This is a genomic window from Leisingera sp., from assembly GCF_982940295.1.
In genome coordinates this window covers 14,546-33,364 of sequence record NZ_CEYXRG010000003.1, presented here as the reverse complement: position 1 = coordinate 33,364, position 18,819 = coordinate 14,546, and the positions used below count along the sequence as shown (strand labels likewise).

The window sequence follows — 18,819 nt, the reverse complement described above, 5'->3', positions numbered from 1 at the left end:
GTCCGCAGCCCGCAATCTGGTCCCGCCCGGCCGCAGCAATAGCAGGAAAAGCGTTGCGGACGGGCTATTTGCAAGGATGCGGGAGCGCACGCCGGAGCACCGTATCGCTCAAGAGGGGCGGCAATTCCCCCGCATGATCGCTATACATCAGCCTTCCAATGGCTTATGAGCCAAGGGAAGACCGCCTCAGATAAGGGGAGAGAGCAGCATGTCTGATGATTTTGAACTGGATACCGATGATCTGAAACGCCGCATGGACGGCGCCATGGCCAACCTGCGCACTGAATTTGCATCGCTGCGCACCGGCCGCGCCTCGGCCTCGATGCTGGAGCCGGTGATGGTGGATGCCTACGGCTCGCCGACACCGATCAACCAGGTCGGCACCGTCAACGTGCCTGAGCCGCGCATGGTCACCATCAATGTTTGGGACAAGGGCCTGGTCGGCAAAGTGGAAAAAGCGATCCGCGAATCCGGCCTGGGCATTAATCCGCAGCTGAACGGCACCATTATCATGCTGCCGATCCCGGAGCTGAACGAGGAACGCCGCCGCGAGCTGGGCAAGGTTGCCGGCCAGTACGCCGAGCACGCCCGCGTGTCGATCCGCAACGTCCGCCGCGACGGCATGGACCAGATCAAGAAGGCCAAGGCCGACGGCATGTCGGAAGATGATCAGAAGTTCTGGGAAGCTGAGGTGCAAGAGCTGACCGACAAGATGATCAAACATGTGGACGAGGCGCTTGAGACCAAGCAAGCCGAGATTATGCAGGTCTGACGGCGCATTATGCCGGGAGATGCAAATCCGCAGATGAGCCCCGCCGGAGAAGCTCCGGCGGTCCGCTCTGGCCCGCGCCACGTGGCCATCATCATGGACGGCAATGGCCGCTGGGCGCAGGCCCGCGGGCGGCCGCGGCTGTTCGGCCACCATGCCGGTGCACGCCGGGTTCGTGAAGTTGTCGAGTGCTGCCCAAGTCTGGGCGTGGAATATCTGACCATTTTTGCCTTCTCGACCGAAAACTGGAAACGCACACAGACCGAAGTGGCCGGTCTGATGAGCCTGTTCCGCCGCTATATCTCCAAGGAAATGAATGCCTTGGCAGAAAAGAATGTCCGGGTGCGCTTTATTGGCGACCGGGTGCGGCTGGATGCCAAGCTGATTGACCTGATGGACAAGCTTGAGCGCAAGACCGAAGGCAACGGCGGCACTCAGCTCACCATCGCTCTGAACTATGGCGGCCGCGATGAGGTGGCCCGGGCCACCAAGCGGCTGGCGCGGGACGTGGCCGAGGGCCGTCTGGACCCGGAAAACGTCGATGAGGAAACCCTGCCGCGGTATCTGGACACCCATGTGCTGCCGGACCCGGATCTGGTGATCCGGACCAGCGGCGAGGCGCGGATTTCGAACTTCCTGCTGTGGCAGTCGGCCTATGCGGAGTATGAGTTCATCGACACCCTGTGGCCGGATTTCACCGCTGAGGAACTGGCGCGGCTGTGCGGCAGCTATGGACGCCGCGACCGCCGCTTCGGGGCAGTCAAGACATGAGCGCTGCCAAGGGCCGCTGGGCCGACCTGCTGCCGCGGGTGCTGTCGGCCATCGTGATGGTCCTTGCGGGCGGCTATGCCGTCTGGGCCGGCGGGCTGGTCTTTGACGGAATGATCGCGCTCTGCTGCGGCGGCATGATCTGGGAACTGGTGCGGATGCTGGCGCCGGAACGCGGCGGCCTTGCGCTGCAGCTGGGCGCAGTCTCTGCCGTTGCGGTGCTGCTGGCGGCGCTGCTGCCGGTGATCTGGGTGGTTCCCTTGCTGGCTGCGCCGGTTGCGGCCGGGTTCAGCCAGTTCGAACGCAACCGCCACTATTTCTCCGGCTGCGCGATCTGGGTCCTGTTTGCGGGCTTCGGCTTCATCTGGCTGCGCGGCCAGATGGGGGTCGAGTGGATGCTGTGGCTGATCGGCATTGTGGTTGCGACCGATGTGGCAGGGTATTTTGCGGGCAAGATCATTGGCGGGCCCAAGTTCTGGCCGCGCGTCAGCCCCAAGAAGACTTGGAGCGGCACCGCTGCCGGCTGGCTGGCCGCCGCCCTCGTGGGCGCACTGTTTGCCGCGCAGATGGGGCTGGGCTTTGGTATCGTGGTGCTGTCAGTGCTGCTGGCGATGGCCAGCCAGGCCGGCGATGTTGCGGAAAGCGCGCTGAAGCGGAAGATGGGCGTCAAGGATTCCAGCGCGCTGATCCCCGGGCACGGCGGGCTGTTCGACCGTTTCGACGGGATGCTGGGCGCCGCGGCCATGTTCCTGGCCGTGACCGCCATCTGGGGATAACCAGGCAGGAAAAACTATGCGGAAAGTTTCGATTTTCGGCGCTACCGGGTCGATCGGGCAGAACACCATCGACCTGATCCGGCGCGCGCCTGAAGCCTATGATGTCGTGGCCCTGACCGGCGGCGCCAATATCGCGCAACTGGCGGAGGACGCCATCGCGCTGCGGGCTGAGGTGGCTGTCACCGCTTATGAAGACCGTCTGCCCGATCTGCGCGCGGCGCTGGAAGGGTCCGGCGTAGAGGCAGCCGCAGGGCAGGCGGCCCTGGTCGAGGCGGCCGCGCGCCCGGCAGACTGGATCATGTCGGCCATCGTCGGCGCGGCTGGTTTGGCTCCGGGACTGGAGGCGCTGAAACACGGCACAACCCTGGCGCTGGCCAACAAGGAGTCGCTGGTCTGCGCAGGCCGGCTGCTGCTGGAGACAGCGGAAAAGCATGGCGCCCGGCTGCTGCCGGTGGACAGCGAGCATTCGGCGGTGTTCCAGGGACTGGTCGGCGAGGACATCGAAGCGGTCGAGCGGATTGTCATCACCGCCTCAGGCGGGGCGTTCCGCGACTGGCCGCTGGAGGATCTGCCTAAAGCGACCCTGGCGCAGGCGTCCTCGCACCCCAACTGGGACATGGGGCAGCGGATCACCATCGACAGCGCGTCGATGTTCAATAAGGCGCTGGAAGTCATTGAAACCCGGGAATACTTCGGTGCGCGCCCGGATCAGATCGAGGTGCTGGTGCATCCCGAATCCCTGGTTCACGCTCTGGTCGGTTTCAACGACGGCGCGCTGATGGCGCATCTGGGGGCGGCGGACATGCGGCATGCCATCGGTTATGCGCTGCATTGGCCGGACCGCCAGCATCTGCCGGTTGAACGGCTGGACCTGGCCCGGATCGGCCAGCTGAATTTCCGCGCCCCTGACCCCGCCCGCTATCCGGCGCTGCGGCTGGCCTATGAGGTAATGGAGCGGGGCGGTATGATGGGCGCGGCGTTCAACGCGGCCAAGGAGCAGGCGCTGGATGAGTTCATTGCCGGCCGCATCCGTTTTACCGAAATGGCCGCGGTAACCGAGGCCGTGCTGGAGCGGTTTGCGGCGGAGAGCGGCCTCATCGATGCCGCAATGACACTTGATAACGTGACCCGGGTTGACCATCTCGCACGTCAAGAGGCCGCCAGGGCCGCAGAAAAACACATAGGGTAGATCTTTGGACATACTTGCTTTTGTCCCGCAGTTTGGCGGTTTTCTTTATACGATCGCCAGCTTTGTCGTCGCGCTGTCGGTGATTGTGGCCGTTCATGAATACGGCCACTACATCGTCGGCCGCTGGTCGGGCATTCACGCAGAAGTGTTCTCGATCGGTTTCGGCCCGGTGCTGTGGAGCAGGGTGGACAAGCATGGCACCCGCTGGCAGATCGCAGCGCTTCCCTTTGGCGGCTACGTGAAATTCCTTGGCGATGCCGATGCGGCCTCGGGCAAGGATGCGCAGGCTATGCAGGCGGCTGCGGAGGATCCGGAGCACCTGCGCCGGACCATGCATGGCGCCCCCCTTTGGGCCCGCTCGGCAACCGTCGCGGCCGGCCCGGTCTTCAACTTCGTGATGTCGGCAATCATCTTTGCCGCCGTTGCCATGTCGCAGGGGGTGATGCGTGATCCGCTGACCGTTGGGGACATGGCGCCGCTGCCAGGTGTCGAAAGCGGGCTGCAAGAGGGGGATGAGCTGATTGCAGCAGGCGGCTTGGCGGTGCCAAGCTACCTGGATGCCGATGCCTGGGAAGATTTCCGCAAGGAACTGCCGCAGCAGCAGCCGCTGGAGTACCAGGTGCGCCGCGGCGGGTCTGAGCTCAGCGTCATCGGTCCGTATCTGTACCCGCCCTATGTCCGCGGCGTGGTGCCGCGCAGCGCGGCATCGGACGCCGGGTTGCAGCCGGAAGACCTGATCGTCGCGGTAGACGGCAAGCCGCTGGTGTCCTTCGACCAGCTGAAGGAGCACGTCGAAGCCGCAGACGGCAAGGTTCTGGTGCTGGATGTGCTGCGCGGCGGCGAAAGTGTCGAAATGGCCCTGGCGCCCCGCCGCACGGATGAGCCGCTGCCGGACGGCGGCTTTACCACCCGCTGGCGGATCGGCATCATCGGCGGGCTGGCGTTTGAGCCTGCGACCGACTCGGCCGGCTTTGGCGAGTCTCTGGCGGCTGGCGCCTACCAGGTCTGGGCAGTGGTCGAGACTTCCCTGTCAGGTCTGAAGCACATGATCACCGGCGCCATCAGCACCTGCAACCTGTCGGGGCCGATCGGCATCGCCGAAACCTCCGGCGCGATGGCCAGTCAGGGGGCGGAAAGCTTTATCCGCTTTATCGCTGTGCTGTCGACCGCAGTCGGGCTGTTGAACCTGTTCCCGGTGCCTGCGCTGGATGGCGGCCACCTGATGTTTTACGCCTATGAGGCTGTGGCGGGCCGTCCGCCAAGCGACCGGGCGGTGCGGGTGCTGATGTCGCTCGGCATTGCCATCGTGCTGTCGCTGATGGTGTTCGCGATCGGCAACGACCTGTTCTGCTGATCCGGCAGGCAGGAGTGCCAAGGGGCGGCCACGGTGCCGCCCAACTGCTGCCACATTCCCCCGTTAACGTTTCATCAACCCGCGGCGGCTGCCAAAGCGCTGCACCGCGGGCAGGTGGACTTGGACAGGGGGATGACCGATGCAGACACTCTCGCACTCTTATCGCGGCCTCGGGCTGCTGATGCGGCTGAACTGGGACCGGGCGCTGACCGGATTTGCCATTCTCGGCGCCCTGACCGCAGGTGCCTGGCTCGCTACTTTGTGATTCCCGCAACCGGCGCGCAAGCCCGCCGCGCCGGATGCTGCCAGAATGCGCTTTGATGGTTTTGACAACCGCTTTCAAACCCGGTACGCACTTGCCAAAGCTGCTATAATAATCGGGTTCAGAAAAAATGGTTTGGGGGAAAGTTACAGGCAAGTCCTGTAGTGAGCGCAAGTCGGGCATCAATATATTGTACCGTAAAGTTTCTGCCATTTCTTTGGCAGTTGCGCTGGGTTACGCGTTGTCGCCGCTGCCGGCGGAGGCGCAAAGCTACCGCTTCACCTCGGTTCAGGTTGAGGGCAACCAGCGGATTCAGACGTCCACTGTCGTCGCCTATACCGGCATCGAACGCGGCCAGACAGTCAGCGCGGGCGAGCTGAACGACGCCTATCAGCGTATTCTTGACAGTGGCGTATTTGAAACAGTCGAAATCGTGCCGCGCGGCAACACTCTGGTGATCAAGGTCACCGAGTTTCCGACCATCAATCAAATCAGTTTCGAGGGCAACCGCCGCCTTAAGGACGACGCGCTGAGCGACATCATCGAGTCCGCACCGCGCCGGGTCTTCAGCCCCACGCAGGCTGAGCGCGACGCTGGGCTGATTGCAGAAGCCTACAGCGTTCAGGGCCGTCTGGCCTCCCGCGTGACCCCGCGTATCATCCGCCGCACCAACAATCGCGTCGATCTGGTCTTCGAGATTTCCGAAGGCGACACCATCGAAGTTGAGCGCGTGTCATTCACCGGCAACCGGGTCTATTCCGACCGCCGCCTGCGGCGGGTTCTGGAAACCAAGCAGGCCGGTCTGCTGCGCACTTTCATCCGCTCGGACACCCTGATCGAAGACCGTCTGGAGTTCGACAAGCAGGTGCTGAGGGACTTCTACCTGTCGCGCGGCTATGTGGATTTCCGGGTCAACAGCGCCAATGCCGAAGTCACCCAGGAACGTGACGCCGTTTTCCTGGTTGTGGATGTGACCGAGGGCCAGCAGTTCCGGTTCGGCAACATTTCGGTGACCAGTGAAATGCCGGAAGCTGACGCCGACCTGTTCAGTTCCACACTGAAGATCCGCCCCGGAGTGGTCTATTCCCCGACGCTGGTCGAGAACGCGATTGACCGGATGGAGGGGCTGGCCGTCCGCAACGAAATCGACTTTCTGCGGGTCGAGCCGCGCGTCACCCGCAACGACCGGGACCTGACACTGGATATCGAATTCGTGCTGACGCGCGGTCCGCGGGTGTTTGTCGAGCGGATCGACATCGAGGGCAACACCACCACTCTGGACCGGGTGATCCGCCAGCAGTTCCGCTCTGTCGAAGGCGACCCGTTCAACCCGCGTTCGATCCGCAACAGCGCCGAACGGATCCGGGCCTTGGGCTTCTTCGCCAACGCTGATGTGGAAACCCGCGAGGGCAGCTCTTCGGATCAGGTCATTGTCGACGTGGACGTCGAGGAGCAGCCGACCGGTTCATTGAACCTCGGCGGTGCATACTCGGTCACCGACGGTTTCGGTGTCAGTGTTGGTCTGAGCGAAAACAACTTCCTGGGCCGCGGCCAGCGGCTGTCGTTCAATATCGCCACGGCGACGGAGTCGGATTCATACGTCCTTGGCTTCACCGAACCGTTCCTGCTGGGACGGGAGCTGAAGTTCGATCTGGACCTTGGTCTGAACGAAACGGACTCCAGCTTCTCGGAGTATAAAACCAAACGCGTCTTCTTCCGTCCGGCGCTGACATTCAACACAGGCGAGGATTCGTCGCTGCAGGTCCGCTACACCTGGGACGCGGACGAGATGCAGTTTGATGATGATGACACCAACCAGAATCTGGCGGGTCCGGTTATCCAAAGCGAAATCAGGCAGGGTGAGCTTACATCCAGCGCCCTCGGTGTCACTTACAGGTACGACAGCCGTCTGACCGGGCTCGACCCCAACGCAGGTTTTCTGGTCGAAATCGGAGCTGATTATGCCGGGCTGGGCGGTGATTCCGAATACATCAAGGCAACCACCAAACTTGTTGCGCAGCGCCGCATCTGGAATGAGGAGGTCACCCTGCGCGCGACCCTGGAAGCAGGGGCGTTCCAATGGGAAGGCGGCGGCAACAGCCGCACGATCGACCGCTTCGTTCTGACCCCCTCTGTCATCCGGGGCTTTGAGCCCGGCGGTATCGGGCCGCGGGATCAGAATAACGGAAATCCGAATGGCGGATTTTATAATGATTTCCTCGGCGGTAACTATTATGCGGTTGCGCGCTTTGATGCGGAGTTCCCGCTCGGCCTGCCGGAAGAACTGGGGCTGCGCGGCGCATTGTTCTATGATGTCGGCGGCCTCTGGGGGCTGCAGAACGTCAACACCGCAGGTTTTAACTCCGGCAACGGCATCGTGGGGCGTGACAGGTCCTTCCGTCACGTAGTCGGCTTCTCGCTCTTGTGGACCACGGGCTTTGGCCCGCTGCGGTTCAACTTCTCCAAAGCTCTCAAGAAAGAGGACTTCGACGAGGAGCAACCCTTTGACCTGACCCTGCAGGCGAGGTTCTGATCTGGTGCGGCAGCAGGCTCCCGGCTGTTGGGCGGCGCGCGGTCTTGCCGTGGCGCTGGCCTGTTTCGGGCCTGTTTCCGTTCTGGCGCAGGACACGGTGCAGCCGGCGCCGGGTTCGGGGCGCGGCTACCAGCTGGGGCTGCCGCAAAGCGGCATCCTCACCATCCAGCCGGAGCGGCTGTTCTCCGAAAGCGCCTTTGGCAAGCGGGTTGAGCGGGAAATGGAGGCGGAGGGCGCGGTGCTGACCGCGGAAAACCGCCGCATCGAGGCCGAACTGCGCAGCGAAGAGCTGGAACTGACGGAGCGCCGCAGCGGGATGGAGCCGGAAGCGTTCCGCGCTCTGGCCGATGCCTTTGACCAGAAAGTGCAGGACACCCGCCGCCGTCAGGAGCAAAAGCTGCGCGAAATCAACCAGATGGGTGAAGAGGCCCGGCGCGAATTCATCAACGCCTCGCTGCCGGTGCTGCAGCAGATCCTGCGGGAAACCGGCGCGGGCGCGATCCTTGATCATTCCTCGGTCTTTCTGAGCGCGGATGCCGCCGACATCACCAGTCTGGCCATCGCCCGGGTTGACGCGGTGCTGGGGGACGGCGCCGCGCAAGAGGATGGCGATCGCTGATCCGGCGAACTTGCCCAAACGCCGCCTGCTTGCTAGGGACGGCGCAGCACATTTGAAGAAATGGGAAACCAACCATGACCACCGAGCTGCAAAGCGCTGACATTCACCTGATCCAGCGGATCCTGCCGCACCGCTACCCGTTCCTGCTGGTCGACAAGGTGGTCGATATCGACAGCTACAAATCGGCGCGCGGCATCAAGAATGTCACCATGAACGAGCCGCACTTCCAGGGCCATTTCCCGGGCACCCCGATCATGCCGGGCGTGACCATCGTCGAGGCGATGGCGCAGACCGCAGGCGTGATGCTGGGGGTCGGCATGGATATGGTCGACACCAATCTGCTGATCTACTTCATGAACATCGACAAGTGCAAATTCCGCCGCAAGGTGGTGCCGGGCGATGTGCTGGAAATGCATGTGGAGACCCTGCGCGGCAAACCCGGCGGCAAGATCTTCAAATTCACCGGCCGCGCCACCGTCGATGGCGAAGTGGCGGCAGAGGCCGAATTCTCGGCCATGGTCGACGTGCAGAAGGACGGATGAACATGAGCCGGATTCACTCCAGTGCCGTGATCGAAAAGGGCGCCAAACTTGGAAAGGACTGCGAAATCGGCCCGTTCTGCGTGGTTGGCCCCGACGTGGTGCTGGGGGACCGGGTTGTTCTGAAGTCCCACGTTGTCGTCACCGGCGACACCGAAATCGGGGACGAGACGGTCGTCTTTCCCTTTGCCGTGCTGGGCGAGATCCCGCAGGACCTCAAGTTCAAGGGCGAGAAGTGCCGGACCGTGATCGGCAAGCGCAACCGTATCCGCGAGCATGTGACGGTGAATGCCGGCACCGAGGGCGGCGGCGGGCTGACCAAAATCGGCGACGACGGCCTGTTCATGGCAGGCTGCCACATTGCCCATGATGCCCAGGTCGGTGACCGGGTGATCGTGGTGAACTCTGCCGCGGTGGCGGGTCACTGCGTGCTGGAAGATGACGTCATCATCGGCGGCCTGTCCGGTATCCACCAGTGGGTGCGGATCGGCAAGGGAGCGATCATCGGCGCGGTCACCATGGTGACCAACGACGTGATCCCCTATGGCCTGGTGCAGGCGCAGCGTGGCGAGCTGGACGGCCTCAACCTGGTCGGCCTCAAACGCCGTGGCGTGGCCCGCAGCGACATCACCGCCTTGCGGGCGGCCTTCCAGATGCTGGCGCAGGGCGAAGGCACCTTCCAGGAACGCGCCAAGCGGCTGGGGGGGGAGACCGACAGCGAATACGTGCAGGAGATCGTTGCCTTCATCACCGGTGAAAGCGACCGCTCCTTCCTGACACCGGGGGGCTGATGCCATGCTGGCTTTGATTGCAGGCACCGGCGGCTTGCCTGCTGAGGTGGCCTCCCGCGCTGTGGGCCGTCCGCTGATCTGTGCCATGGAGGGGTCGGAACCGGATGCGGTGGATCCCGAAATCACGTTCCGGTTCGAACAGCTTGGCTCCTTTCTCGAAAGGCTGAAGGCCGCAGAGGTCACCGAAATCTGCATGGCAGGCGCGGTGCAGCGTCCGAATATCGACCCCTCGGCGATTGATGCGGCCACACTGCCGCTGGTGCCGGTACTGCAGGGTGCGCTTGCCGCCGGCGATGACGGCGCGCTGCGGGCGATCATCGGGATTTTCGAGCAGGCCGGTTTCGATGTGCTCGCCGCGCATGAGGTTGCCCCGGATCTGCTGATGGCCGCAGGCGTGCCGACCAAGGTGCAGCCGGGCGAGCTGGACAAGACGGATGCGGAGCGCGGCGCAGAGATCGTCGCTGCCATGTCCGCTGCCGACATCGGCCAGTCCTGTGCCGTGCGCAAGCGGCAGGCCATCGCGGTGGAGAATGTCTTTGGCACCGACTGGATGCTGTCCGCGCTGGCGGATCGCCCGGACGGGCAGGGCGGGCTGCTGTTCAAGGCACCCAAGCCCGCGCAGGACCGCCGCGCTGACCTGCCGACGATCGGGGTGGAAACAGTTGAGGCTGCTGCGAAGGCCGGTCTCTCAGGCATCGTGCTGGAGGCGGGCGGCGTCATCGTGCTGGACCAGGACGCGGTGGTTGCGGCCTGTGACCGGCTGGGCCTGTTCCTGTGGCTGCGTGAGGCATGAGCCTTCGGGTGTTCATCCTGGCCGGTGAGCCTTCGGGCGACCGGCTGGGCGGGGCGCTGATGGCAGGGCTGAAACAGCTGGCACCTGGCGTCAGCTTCGATGGCATCGGCGGCGCGCTGATGGCGGAGCAGGGGCTGGTTTCGCGGTTTCCGATGGATGAGCTGTCGGTGATGGGGCTGGCGGAGGTGCTGCCCAAGTACCGCCATCTGAAGCGCCGGATCCGGGAAACTGCTGACGCGGTGCTGGAGACCCGCCCGGATGTTCTGATCACCATCGACAGCCCGGACTTTTCCTTGCGCGTGGCGCGGCTGGTCAAGGAACAAAGCAGCATCCGCACCGTCCATTATGTGGCACCCTCGGTCTGGGCCTGGCGGCCAAAACGGGCCGTGAAGATGGCGGAAGTGATTGACCACGTGCTGGCGCTCTTGCCGTTTGAGCCGCCTTACATGGAAGCCGCAGGGATGGACTGCGATTTCGTTGGCCATCCGGTGGTGGCCGAACCGCAGGCCACGGATGCGGAGATCTCTGCATTCCGGGAAGAATTCGATCTGGGCGATTCGCCGTTTGTGCTGGCTCTGCCCGGCTCGCGGCGCTCCGAAGTTGCGCGGCTGGCGCCGGATTTCGGCGGCGCATTGCACCGCTTCACGGCGCAGCACCCGGAGTACCGTATCGTCGTGCCCGCCGCCGCGCCGGTGGCCGGGCTGGTGCAGGAGGCGCTGAAAAGCTGGCCCGCAGGCACGGTGCTGGTCGATCCGAACCGGTTTGAGGCTGCCACCGCCAAGGCACACAAACGCGCGGCCTTTGCCGCGGCGGATCTTGCGCTGGCCGCCTCCGGCACCGTCTCGCTGGAGCTGGCCGCCGCCGGCACCCCGATGGTCATCGCTTACAAGTTCCAGTGGCTGACCTGGCAGATCATGAAGCGCTTGGCGCTGATCGACACGGTGACGCTGGTCAATCTCGTGAGCGAGACCCGTGTGGTGCCGGAATGCCTGGGGCCCGACTGCACGCCTGAGAAGATTGCCAGGCAGCTGGCGGCGCTGGCCGCGGACCCTGGGGCGCAATTGGAGGCCATGCAGCTGACCATGAAACGGCTGGGCGAGGGCGGCGAAGCGCCCGGGCTGCGGGCCGCCCGCGCGGTGCTGGACCGTTTGCCCGGGAGTTAAGACGCAAGCGCGCCGGAGGCTGGAGCCTCCGGCGCGCGGCTTCTGGTGGCGCTGGCGCTTGCGCACCCGCGCGGAGCTTGCCGTCGTGGAGGCGCTGAACGCTGGGCGATGTGAAAACTTGAAACGCTGGATCTTTTTTTGCTGAGAAGCGCCTGAGGGCAGGACTGCCCTCAGGCGCATGTACAATTTTCGTTTGGCATGCTCTGAAAAGGACAAGCCGCGCGTGCCGCGCGGAGGCTGCGCCTTCCTTGACAGAGCGCCGTGCCTCAGTAGCCGCGCCAGATCCAGCCGCCGCCGAAGATCCGGCTGCCCTCGGTGGCGTAGAACACGCAGGCCTGGCCGGGGGAGACGCCTTCCTCAGGGGTCAGCAATTCCACCTCGGCGGTGGTGTCGCTGAGCGGCCGGATGATCGCCTCGCGCGGGGGGCGGGTGGAGCGGACCTTGACCTTCAGATGCCATTCGTCGCGGCTGGTGAACGGCTCATCGCCCAGCCAGTTGATCTCGCGCACCGGGATGGTGCGGGTCGCCAGCAATTCCTTGGGGCCAACGACGACCTGCTTCTTGTCCACATCCAGCTTCACCACATACAGCGGCTCTGACAGCCCGCCGATGCCAAGGCCGCGGCGCTGGCCGATGGTGTAGTGAATCACGCCTTCGTGGCTGCCCAGAACCCGGCCGTCGGAATGCACGATCTCGCCCGGCTCTGCTGCGCCGGGACGCAGTTTCTCGATCACGCTGGCATAGTTGCCATCGGGCACAAAACAGATGTCCTGGCTGTCGGGCTTGTCCGCCACCGCCAGCCCGTACTGGGCTGCCATTTCGCGGGTGGCGTCCTTGGACGGCAAGTGGCCCAGAGGGAAACGCAGGTAGTCCAGCTGCTCCGGTGTGGTGGAGAACAGGAAATAGCTCTGGTCGCGGTTGGCATCCTCGGCGCTGTGCAGCTCCGGCCCGTTTGCGCCCATTTTGCGCTGGATATAGTGGCCGGTGGCCATGCAGTCGGCCTCCAGATCCTTGGCGGTCTCCAGCAGGTCCTTGAACTTCACCCGCTCGTTGCAGCGGATGCAGGGCACCGGAGTTGCGCCCGCCAGATAGCTGTCGGCGAACTCGTCAATCACCGCATCTTTAAAAATGTTCTCATAATCCAGGACGTAATGCGGGAAGCCGCGCTCCTCTGCCACACGGCGCGCGTCATGAATATCGATTCCCGCGCAGCAGGCGCCCTTCTTGGCCAGAGCCGCGCCGTGATCATAGAGCTGCAGCGTCACGCCGACCACGTCATAGCCTTGATCGGCCAGGTATGCAGCGACAACAGAGCTATCGACGCCACCGGACATGGCCACAACCACCCGGGTTTCCGAGGGAGGTTTGGCAAAGCCAAGCGAGTTCAAGGTGGTGTTGTGGTCCAGCGCCATGGGGCAGCTCCTGAAGGCAAGGGGGCAGGCGCCGCAGAATATAGGAAAATCCTAACGACTCTCAAGGGGGGTGGTTCACGCGCCGTTAAGCCTGTTCGGAAATTCTTCTGCCGGACCCCAACGAAAAAGATCTTCAAAGGGAAGACGGATGTTTTTGAAGAAAGTCGACGGCCCGCGGGCCGTTACCCTGCCGGACGGAACCATTATGACCCGGGCGGATTTGCCGCCGGAAACCACCAAGCGCTGGGTGGCCTCGCGCAAGGCTGCGGTTGTGCGCGGCGTGCTCTACGGGCTGCTGCCGCAGACCGAAGCAATGCGCCGTTACGGCCTTAGCGAGGAAGAGTTCCGCAGCTGGGTCGCCGCCGTGGCCGACCATGGTGAAGAAGCGCTGAAAACCACAAGGCTGAAGAAATTCCGTAACCCGGATGCAAAATAGTATGAGCCGCCCTTGAGTTGCATTCGTAAATTAACCATCATGGTAACGGGGCATTAACTTTTTTCCACCAAGGTTAACGGGACCTGAGGGAAACAGTGTACAGGCGGAGAATAAAATATGCGCATTCTTTTGGTTGAGGATGATCCGACCACAGCGAAAAGCATCGAGCTGATGCTGACCCACGCCAACCTGAACGTCTATTCGACGGATCTGGGCGAGGAAGGGATCGATCTGGCCAAGCTTTACGACTATGACCTGATCCTGCTGGATCTGGGGCTGCCGGATATGAACGGCCATGAGGTGCTGCGCCAGCTGCGCATGTCCCGCATTGAAACACCCATTCTGATCCTGTCCGGGGCAGATGACACCGACAACAAAATCAAGGGGTTCGGCTTTGGTGCGGATGACTACCTGACCAAGCCCTTCCACCGTGAGGAACTGGTGGCGCGGATCCATGCGATCATCCGCCGGTCCAAGGGCCATTCGCAGTCGATCATCAAGACCGGCAAGATCTCGGTCAACCTGGACGCCAAGACGGTTGAGGCCGATGGCAAGGCGGTGCATCTGACCGGCAAGGAATACCAGATGCTGGAGCTGCTGTCCCTTCGCAAGGGCACCACGCTGACCAAGGAAATGTTCCTGAACCACCTTTACGGCGGTATGGATGAACCGGAACTGAAGATCATCGACGTTTTCATCTGCAAGTTGCGCAAGAAACTCAGCAATGCGACGGGCGGCGAGAATTACATCGAAACCGTCTGGGGCCGCGGCTATGTGCTGCGTGATCCGCAGGAGGATCATATGTCCGGCGGCCAGCGGATGGCGGTCGGCGCCTGAAAGGGTGACGATCCGGGCGGCGCTTGACCTCGTGCCGCCGGTTGCAAAGACCTGCCAAGCGGCGGGTCTTTTCATTTTTGCCAGCGGCGTGATCGCCCCCTGACAGAGGCGCTGGACGCGGCGCGCGCGGCGTCCTATCACCAAGGGTGAGAACGAAGAGGGACCGCGCGTGGAAAAATCAGTATCAGATCTCTCAGAGAGCGAAGTTCAAGAAGAGATAAATGAACTAAGGATTCTTATTTGGTCAGCAGATCGCCTCCATCATGGCTTCGACATTTCTGCAATCTCTGACGGTACCTTCGATCGCGAAAAGCGCAGATTGTTTACGCTAGTTGAAGCGTTCCCCAAGTTTAGACCGCAAGTTGAAAAGATACTTGAGTCCGTTGGTGGCCCGGTTGCGCCCGGCTTTGGCAAAGTTTCCCATGCGATTCGCATGCTTTCACTGGGCAATGCTTTCGAGGATGAGGACGTCACCGATTTCGACCGAAGCATCCGCAAATACCTGGGCCTGGGCGGGGAGGCCGCGCTAGGCTACACAGCCGAACCCAAGATCGACGGTCTGTCGCTGTCTCTGCGGTACGAGCATGGCAAACTGGTTCAGGCCGCCACCCGCGGCGATGGCAGTGTGGGCGAAAACGTGACCGCCAATGCACTGACCATCGCCGATATTCCGCAGCAGCTGGACGGCGCGCCGGAGGTGCTGGAGGTGCGGGGCGAAGTCTATATGAGCCACGCAGATTTCGAAGCACTGAACGCCCGCCATGCGGAGCGCGGCGGCAAGATCTTTGCCAACCCGCGCAATGCCGCCGCCGGTTCGTTGCGGCAGCTGGACGCCGAAATTACCCGCGCCCGGCCTTTGCGTTTCTTTGCCTATAGCTGGGGTGAGCTGAGCGCGCCTTTGGCGGAGACGCAGATGGACGCGATCGCGCGGCTGCGGTCGCTTGGGTTCCAGACCAACCCGCTGACCCGTCTCTGCACCAGCGTTGCGGAGATGATTGACCACTACCGCAGCATTGAGGAACAGCGCGCCACGCTGGGTTATGACATCGACGGGGTGGTCTACAAGGTCAACGATCTGGCGCTGCAGGGGCGGTTGGGGTTCCGCTCCACCACGCCCCGCTGGGCCATTGCGCATAAATTCCCGGCCGAACTCGCCTGGACCCGGCTGGAGGCCATCGACATCCAGGTGGGGCGCACTGGCGCGCTCAGCCCGGTCGCACGGCTCACTCCGGTGACGGTTGGCGGCGTGGTGGTGTCCAATGCCACGCTGCACAACGAGGATTACATCCAGGGCCGGGATTCCAAGGGGGAGGAGATCCGCGGCGGCAAAGACATCCGCATCGGCGACTGGGTGCAGATCTACCGCGCGGGCGACGTGATTCCAAAAGTGGCGGATGTGGATCTGTCCAAGCGGCCCGAGGGGGCCGAACCCTATCTGTTCCCGCACTCCTGCCCGGAATGCGGCAGCCCGGCGGAACGGGAAGAAGGCGATGCTGTGCGCCGCTGTTCCGGGGGGCTGATCTGCCCCGCGCAAGCGGTGGAAAAGCTCAAGCATTTCGTCTCCCGCGCGGCCTTTGATATCGAAGGTTTGGGCGCCAAGCAGGTTGAGCAGTTCCACAGCGATGGCTGGATCAAGGAACCTGCGGATATCTTTGATCTGCAAGAAAATTACGGCTCTGGCCTGCAGCAGCTGAAGAACCGCGAGGGCTGGGGGGAGAAATCCGCCGACAACCTCTTTGCCGCAATCGAGGAAAAACGAACGATCCCGCTGGCCAAGCTGATCTTTGCCCTTGGCATCCGCCATGCAGGTGAGGTAGCCGGCCGCGATCTGGCGCTGCACTATCGGGACTGGCAGGGTATGGCGGATGCAATTGACGCGGCCCGCCCGGCCGCCCTGGCGCACCGGGCCGCCGATGAAGCCGAGGAGGCCGAGCGACAGGCCGCATCGGATGAAGGCCGTCGGCCCCGGATCTCGGAAACCCGGGCCGCTGCCATTGCTGCCTGCGAAGTCCCGGCCGAGGCTTCGGCTGCCTGGGCCGACCTGATCGGCGTCGACGGGATCGGCGCGGTGCTGGGCCTGTCCCTGTCCGATGCCTTTGCCAACCCGGAGGAGCGCGCTGCCATCGACCGGCTGGTGGCGAAACTGACCATCGTGCCGCCCGATGCGCCGGCTGCGGACAGCCCGGTGGCGGGCAAGACCGTCGTCTTCACCGGCACGCTGGAGAAGATGACCCGCGCCGAGGCCAAGGCACGGGCAGAGGCACTGGGGGCCAAGGTCTCCGGCTCCGTTTCCAAGAAGACCGACATTCTGGTGGCTGGCCCCGGCGCAGGCTCCAAGGCCAAGAAGGCCGCGGAGCTGGGTATCCAAACCTTGGACGAAGACGGCTGGCTGGAGCTGATTGCAGGGGCATGAGCGGGCGTCCGGAGATCCTGTTTCCGCTGTTTGCGGGCGCCGAGACCTTGCAGGGTGTCGGCCCGAAAACCGCGCAGAACCTTCTCCAGATTGATATAGAAACGCCGCGCGACCTGTTGTTTTCCCTGCCTTATTCTGTGGTCGACCGCCGGCGGCGCGAGACTATTCGCGGTGTGGACTTGCCCGCAACGGTGACGGTTGAGGTGACCGTTGGCCGCCACCGGCCCGCGCGCAACAAGGGCGGCGCCTATCGTATCCACGTGGAGGACGCGGAGACCGAGTTCCAGCTGGTCTTTTTCCATGGCCGCAGCCGCTATCTGGAGGCGCAGCTGCCGGAGGGATCGCGCCGCGTGGTCTCGGGTAAGCTGGAGCTGTTTGACGGCCTGGCGCAGATGGTCCACCCCGATCACATGCTGCCGGTGGAAGAGGCGCATGAGATACCGGAGTATGAGCCGGTCTACAGCCTGACCCATGGGGTCACGCAGAAAACCATGTACAAGGCGGCGCAAAGCGCGCTGTCGCGGATGCCTGAGCTGGATGAGTGGATCGACCCGGCGCAGATGCTGAAGGAGAACTGGCCTGCCTGGCACGAGGCGCTGCAATCCTCTCACGCGCCGCAAGGCCTGGATGACCTGAGCCCGCAGGCGCCGGCCCGGGCGCGTCTGGCCTATGATGAGCTGTTTTCGCATCAGCTGACCCTGGCGCTGGCGCGGCAAACTGAGCGCAAGGCCCGGGGCATCGAAAGCCATGCGACCGGCCGCCTGCAGTCGCGTGTTTTGAAGACGCTGCCGTATAAGCCCACTAACGCCCAGGCCCGGGCGATCGAGGAAATCTCCGCCGACATGGCCTCGCCCAAGCGCATGAACCGGCTGCTGCAAGGCGATGTGGGCGCAGGGAAAACCCTGGTTGCTTTCATGGCCTTGCTGGTCGCAGTTGAAGCGGGCGGGCAGGGGGTGATGATGGCCCCGACCGGCATTCTTGCACAGCAGCACATGGAGGGGCTCGCACCGCTTGCCGAAGAGGCCGGGGTGGTGATCGAGATCCTAACAGGCCGCGACAAGGGGGCTGAGCGAAAGGCCAAGCTGGCTGCGCTAAAGCGCGGTGATATTCATGTTCTGGTCGGCACCCATGCGGTGTTCCAGCAGGATGTTGAATTCCGGGACCTGCGGCTCGCGATTGTCGATGAACAGCACCGCTTTGGCGTGCGCCAGCGGATGGAGCTGGCGGAAAAAGGCAAGGGCGCCGATGTGCTGGTGATGACTGCAACACCGATCCCGCGCTCGCTGGCGTTGGCGCAATACGGTGACATGGATGTCTCGGTGCTGGATGAGAAACCGCCCGGGCGCAAACCGGTCAAGACTGCGGTCATCAGCACCGAACGGATGCAGGAGGTGGTCGACCACCTGCGCAAGGCCATCGCGGAGGGACGGCAGTGCTATTGGGTCTGCCCGCTGGTCGATGAGTCGGAGCTGAGCGACCTGACAGCGGCGGAGGAGCGTTTCAAGCATCTTCGCGCTGTCTTGGGTGAGGGGATCGCGGGTCTGGTCCACGGCCAGATGCCGCCCGCGGAAAAGGATGCCGCGATGGCGGCGTTCCAAGAGGGCAAGACCAAGGTTCTGGTGGCCACCACGGTGATCGAGGTCGGGGTAAACGTGCCCAATGCTTCTATCATGGTGATTGAACGGGCGGAGATCTTTGGCCTGGCGCAGCTGCACCAGCTGCGCGGCCGGGTTGGGCGCGGCAGCGCCGAGTCGACCTGCCTGCTGATGTACCAGCCGCCGCTGACCGAAGGCGGGCGCAAGCGGCTGGAGGTTTTGCGTGAGACCGAGGACGGCTTCCGGATCTCGGAAACAGATCTGCAGATGCGCGGCGCGGGCGACATGATCGGCACCGCGCAATCCGGGCTGCCGCGGTTCCGGATTGCCGACCTGGAGCGCCAGGCCGGGCTGATGGCGGTGGCGCAAAGCGATGCGCGCGCGCTGCTGGCGGCGGACCCCAAGCTCGAGAGCGCCCGCGGCAAGGCAGCGCGGGTGCTGTTATGGCTGATGAAGCAGGATCAGGCAATCCGTTTGATTTCAGTGGGTTAACCAGCGTTCCGGCGCGTGTTCCCGGTTGATGTTCCACTCTGTTCGCAAATGTTCTCAAAAAGTTCTTTACAGGTGCCG

At 63.5% G+C, this 18,819-nt stretch carries 17 protein-coding genes; 16 read left to right on the top strand and 1 reads right to left on the bottom strand.

Annotated features, from left to right (window positions below; translation table 11 throughout):
- Nucleotides 1-208 precede the first annotated feature (208 nt).
- The 12 genes from frr to lpxB all read left to right on the top strand — a co-directional run bounded on the left by frr (nucleotide 209) and on the right by lpxB (nucleotide 11,556).
- Nucleotides 209-772: a ribosome recycling factor gene (frr, locus tag AC4HIX_RS03465; RefSeq protein WP_019296156.1), complete on the top strand. Its 564-nt coding sequence runs from the start codon at nucleotides 209-211 to the stop codon at nucleotides 770-772.
- Nucleotides 773-781: 9 nt separating this feature from the next.
- Entirely contained in the window at nucleotides 782-1,540 is a 759-nt protein-coding gene (gene uppS / locus AC4HIX_RS03460; RefSeq protein WP_490397903.1) for an undecaprenyl pyrophosphate synthase, read from the top strand.
- Nucleotides 1,537-2,313, top strand: a complete 777-nt coding sequence (locus AC4HIX_RS03455) for a phosphatidate cytidylyltransferase (RefSeq protein ID WP_490397902.1) — start codon at nucleotides 1,537-1,539, stop codon at nucleotides 2,311-2,313. The genes uppS and AC4HIX_RS03455 overlap by 4 nt, the downstream gene beginning before the upstream one ends.
- Nucleotides 2,314-2,329: 16 nt before the next feature.
- Nucleotides 2,330-3,502: a 1-deoxy-D-xylulose-5-phosphate reductoisomerase gene (gene dxr / locus AC4HIX_RS03450; RefSeq protein ID WP_490397901.1), complete on the top strand. Its 1,173-nt coding sequence runs from the start codon at nucleotides 2,330-2,332 to the stop codon at nucleotides 3,500-3,502.
- Between the two features lie 4 nt (nucleotides 3,503-3,506).
- The gene (gene rseP, locus AC4HIX_RS03445; protein ID WP_490397900.1) at nucleotides 3,507-4,856 is read left to right on the top strand and encodes an RIP metalloprotease RseP; all 1,350 of its coding nucleotides are present in this window, start codon (nucleotides 3,507-3,509) and stop codon (nucleotides 4,854-4,856) included.
- A gap of 139 nt (nucleotides 4,857-4,995) precedes the next feature.
- The gene (locus AC4HIX_RS03440) at nucleotides 4,996-5,121 is read left to right on the top strand and encodes a hypothetical protein (protein WP_475052376.1); all 126 of its coding nucleotides are present in this window, start codon (nucleotides 4,996-4,998) and stop codon (nucleotides 5,119-5,121) included.
- A 127-nt stretch (nucleotides 5,122-5,248) separates the two neighbouring features.
- Nucleotides 5,249-7,651, top strand: coding sequence for an outer membrane protein assembly factor BamA (bamA, locus tag AC4HIX_RS03435; RefSeq protein WP_490397899.1), 2,403 nt, complete (start codon nucleotides 5,249-5,251; stop codon nucleotides 7,649-7,651).
- A gap of 49 nt (nucleotides 7,652-7,700) precedes the next feature.
- Nucleotides 7,701-8,270, top strand: coding sequence for an OmpH/Skp family outer membrane protein (locus AC4HIX_RS03430; RefSeq protein WP_490397898.1), 570 nt, complete (start codon nucleotides 7,701-7,703; stop codon nucleotides 8,268-8,270).
- Nucleotides 8,271-8,344: 74 nt separating this feature from the next.
- The gene (fabZ, locus tag AC4HIX_RS03425; protein WP_475052372.1) at nucleotides 8,345-8,812 is read left to right on the top strand and encodes a 3-hydroxyacyl-ACP dehydratase FabZ; all 468 of its coding nucleotides are present in this window, start codon (nucleotides 8,345-8,347) and stop codon (nucleotides 8,810-8,812) included.
- A 2-nt stretch (nucleotides 8,813-8,814) separates the two neighbouring features.
- Complete coding sequence (lpxA, locus tag AC4HIX_RS03420; protein ID WP_490397897.1) at nucleotides 8,815-9,600, top strand: acyl-ACP--UDP-N-acetylglucosamine O-acyltransferase; 786 nt, start codon at nucleotides 8,815-8,817, stop codon at nucleotides 9,598-9,600.
- A gap of 4 nt (nucleotides 9,601-9,604) precedes the next feature.
- Nucleotides 9,605-10,393 (top strand): LpxI family protein, encoded by a 789-nt coding sequence (locus AC4HIX_RS03415; RefSeq protein ID WP_490397896.1) that lies wholly within the window; start codon nucleotides 9,605-9,607, stop codon nucleotides 10,391-10,393.
- On the top strand, nucleotides 10,390-11,556 hold the full coding sequence (gene lpxB, locus AC4HIX_RS03410; RefSeq protein WP_490397895.1) for a lipid-A-disaccharide synthase: 1,167 nt from the start codon (nucleotides 10,390-10,392) through the stop codon (nucleotides 11,554-11,556). Before AC4HIX_RS03415 ends, lpxB begins: the two co-directional genes overlap by 4 nt.
- Before the next feature lie 266 nt (nucleotides 11,557-11,822).
- Here lpxB and mnmA read toward each other — a convergent pair whose 3' ends face one another.
- Nucleotides 11,823-12,968, bottom strand: coding sequence for a tRNA 2-thiouridine(34) synthase MnmA (gene mnmA / locus AC4HIX_RS03405; protein ID WP_490397894.1), 1,146 nt, complete (start codon nucleotides 12,966-12,968; stop codon nucleotides 11,823-11,825).
- A 148-nt stretch (nucleotides 12,969-13,116) separates the two neighbouring features.
- Here mnmA and sciP point away from each other — a divergent pair, with 148 nt between their 5' ends.
- The 4 genes from sciP to recG all read left to right on the top strand — a co-directional run bounded on the left by sciP (nucleotide 13,117) and on the right by recG (nucleotide 18,741).
- Nucleotides 13,117-13,404, top strand: a complete 288-nt coding sequence (gene sciP / locus AC4HIX_RS03400; RefSeq protein ID WP_008557698.1) for a CtrA inhibitor SciP — start codon at nucleotides 13,117-13,119, stop codon at nucleotides 13,402-13,404.
- Between the two features lie 117 nt (nucleotides 13,405-13,521).
- On the top strand, nucleotides 13,522-14,241 hold the full coding sequence (gene ctrA / locus AC4HIX_RS03395) for a response regulator transcription factor CtrA (protein ID WP_008556381.1): 720 nt from the start codon (nucleotides 13,522-13,524) through the stop codon (nucleotides 14,239-14,241).
- 217 nt (nucleotides 14,242-14,458) lie between these two features.
- A complete protein-coding gene (gene ligA, locus AC4HIX_RS03390) occupies nucleotides 14,459-16,654 on the top strand; it encodes an NAD-dependent DNA ligase LigA (protein WP_490398092.1) in 2,196 nt (731 codons plus the stop codon).
- The gene (gene recG, locus AC4HIX_RS03385) at nucleotides 16,651-18,741 is read left to right on the top strand and encodes an ATP-dependent DNA helicase RecG (protein WP_490397893.1); all 2,091 of its coding nucleotides are present in this window, start codon (nucleotides 16,651-16,653) and stop codon (nucleotides 18,739-18,741) included. Before ligA ends, recG begins: the two co-directional genes overlap by 4 nt.
- Nucleotides 18,742-18,819 lie beyond the last annotated feature (78 nt).

What these genes read in the sequence shown, in the direction of transcription:
- lpxB (WP_490397895.1), top strand. Translation starts at nt 10,390, where the DNA reads ATGAGCCTTCGGGTGTTCATCCTGGCCGGTGAGCCTTCGGGCGACCGG.
- fabZ (WP_475052372.1), top strand. Translation starts at nt 8,345, where the DNA reads ATGACCACCGAGCTGCAAAGCGCTGACATTCACCTGATCCAGCGGATC.
- lpxA (WP_490397897.1), top strand. Translation starts at nt 8,815, where the DNA reads ATGAGCCGGATTCACTCCAGTGCCGTGATCGAAAAGGGCGCCAAACTT.
- mnmA (WP_490397894.1), bottom strand. Translation starts at nt 12,968, where the DNA reads ATGGCGCTGGACCACAACACCACCTTGAACTCGCTTGGCTTTGCCAAA.
- sciP (WP_008557698.1), top strand. Translation starts at nt 13,117, where the DNA reads ATGTTTTTGAAGAAAGTCGACGGCCCGCGGGCCGTTACCCTGCCGGAC.
- AC4HIX_RS03440 (WP_475052376.1), top strand. Translation starts at nt 4,996, where the DNA reads ATGCAGACACTCTCGCACTCTTATCGCGGCCTCGGGCTGCTGATGCGG.
- ctrA (WP_008556381.1), top strand. Translation starts at nt 13,522, where the DNA reads ATGCGCATTCTTTTGGTTGAGGATGATCCGACCACAGCGAAAAGCATC.
- recG (WP_490397893.1), top strand. Translation starts at nt 16,651, where the DNA reads ATGAGCGGGCGTCCGGAGATCCTGTTTCCGCTGTTTGCGGGCGCCGAG.
- frr (WP_019296156.1), top strand. Translation starts at nt 209, where the DNA reads ATGTCTGATGATTTTGAACTGGATACCGATGATCTGAAACGCCGCATG.
- bamA (WP_490397899.1), top strand. Translation starts at nt 5,249, where the DNA reads ATGGTTTGGGGGAAAGTTACAGGCAAGTCCTGTAGTGAGCGCAAGTCG.
- AC4HIX_RS03415 (WP_490397896.1), top strand. Translation starts at nt 9,605, where the DNA reads ATGCTGGCTTTGATTGCAGGCACCGGCGGCTTGCCTGCTGAGGTGGCC.
- dxr (WP_490397901.1), top strand. Translation starts at nt 2,330, where the DNA reads ATGCGGAAAGTTTCGATTTTCGGCGCTACCGGGTCGATCGGGCAGAAC.
- AC4HIX_RS03455 (WP_490397902.1), top strand. Translation starts at nt 1,537, where the DNA reads ATGAGCGCTGCCAAGGGCCGCTGGGCCGACCTGCTGCCGCGGGTGCTG.
- uppS (WP_490397903.1), top strand. Translation starts at nt 782, where the DNA reads ATGCCGGGAGATGCAAATCCGCAGATGAGCCCCGCCGGAGAAGCTCCG.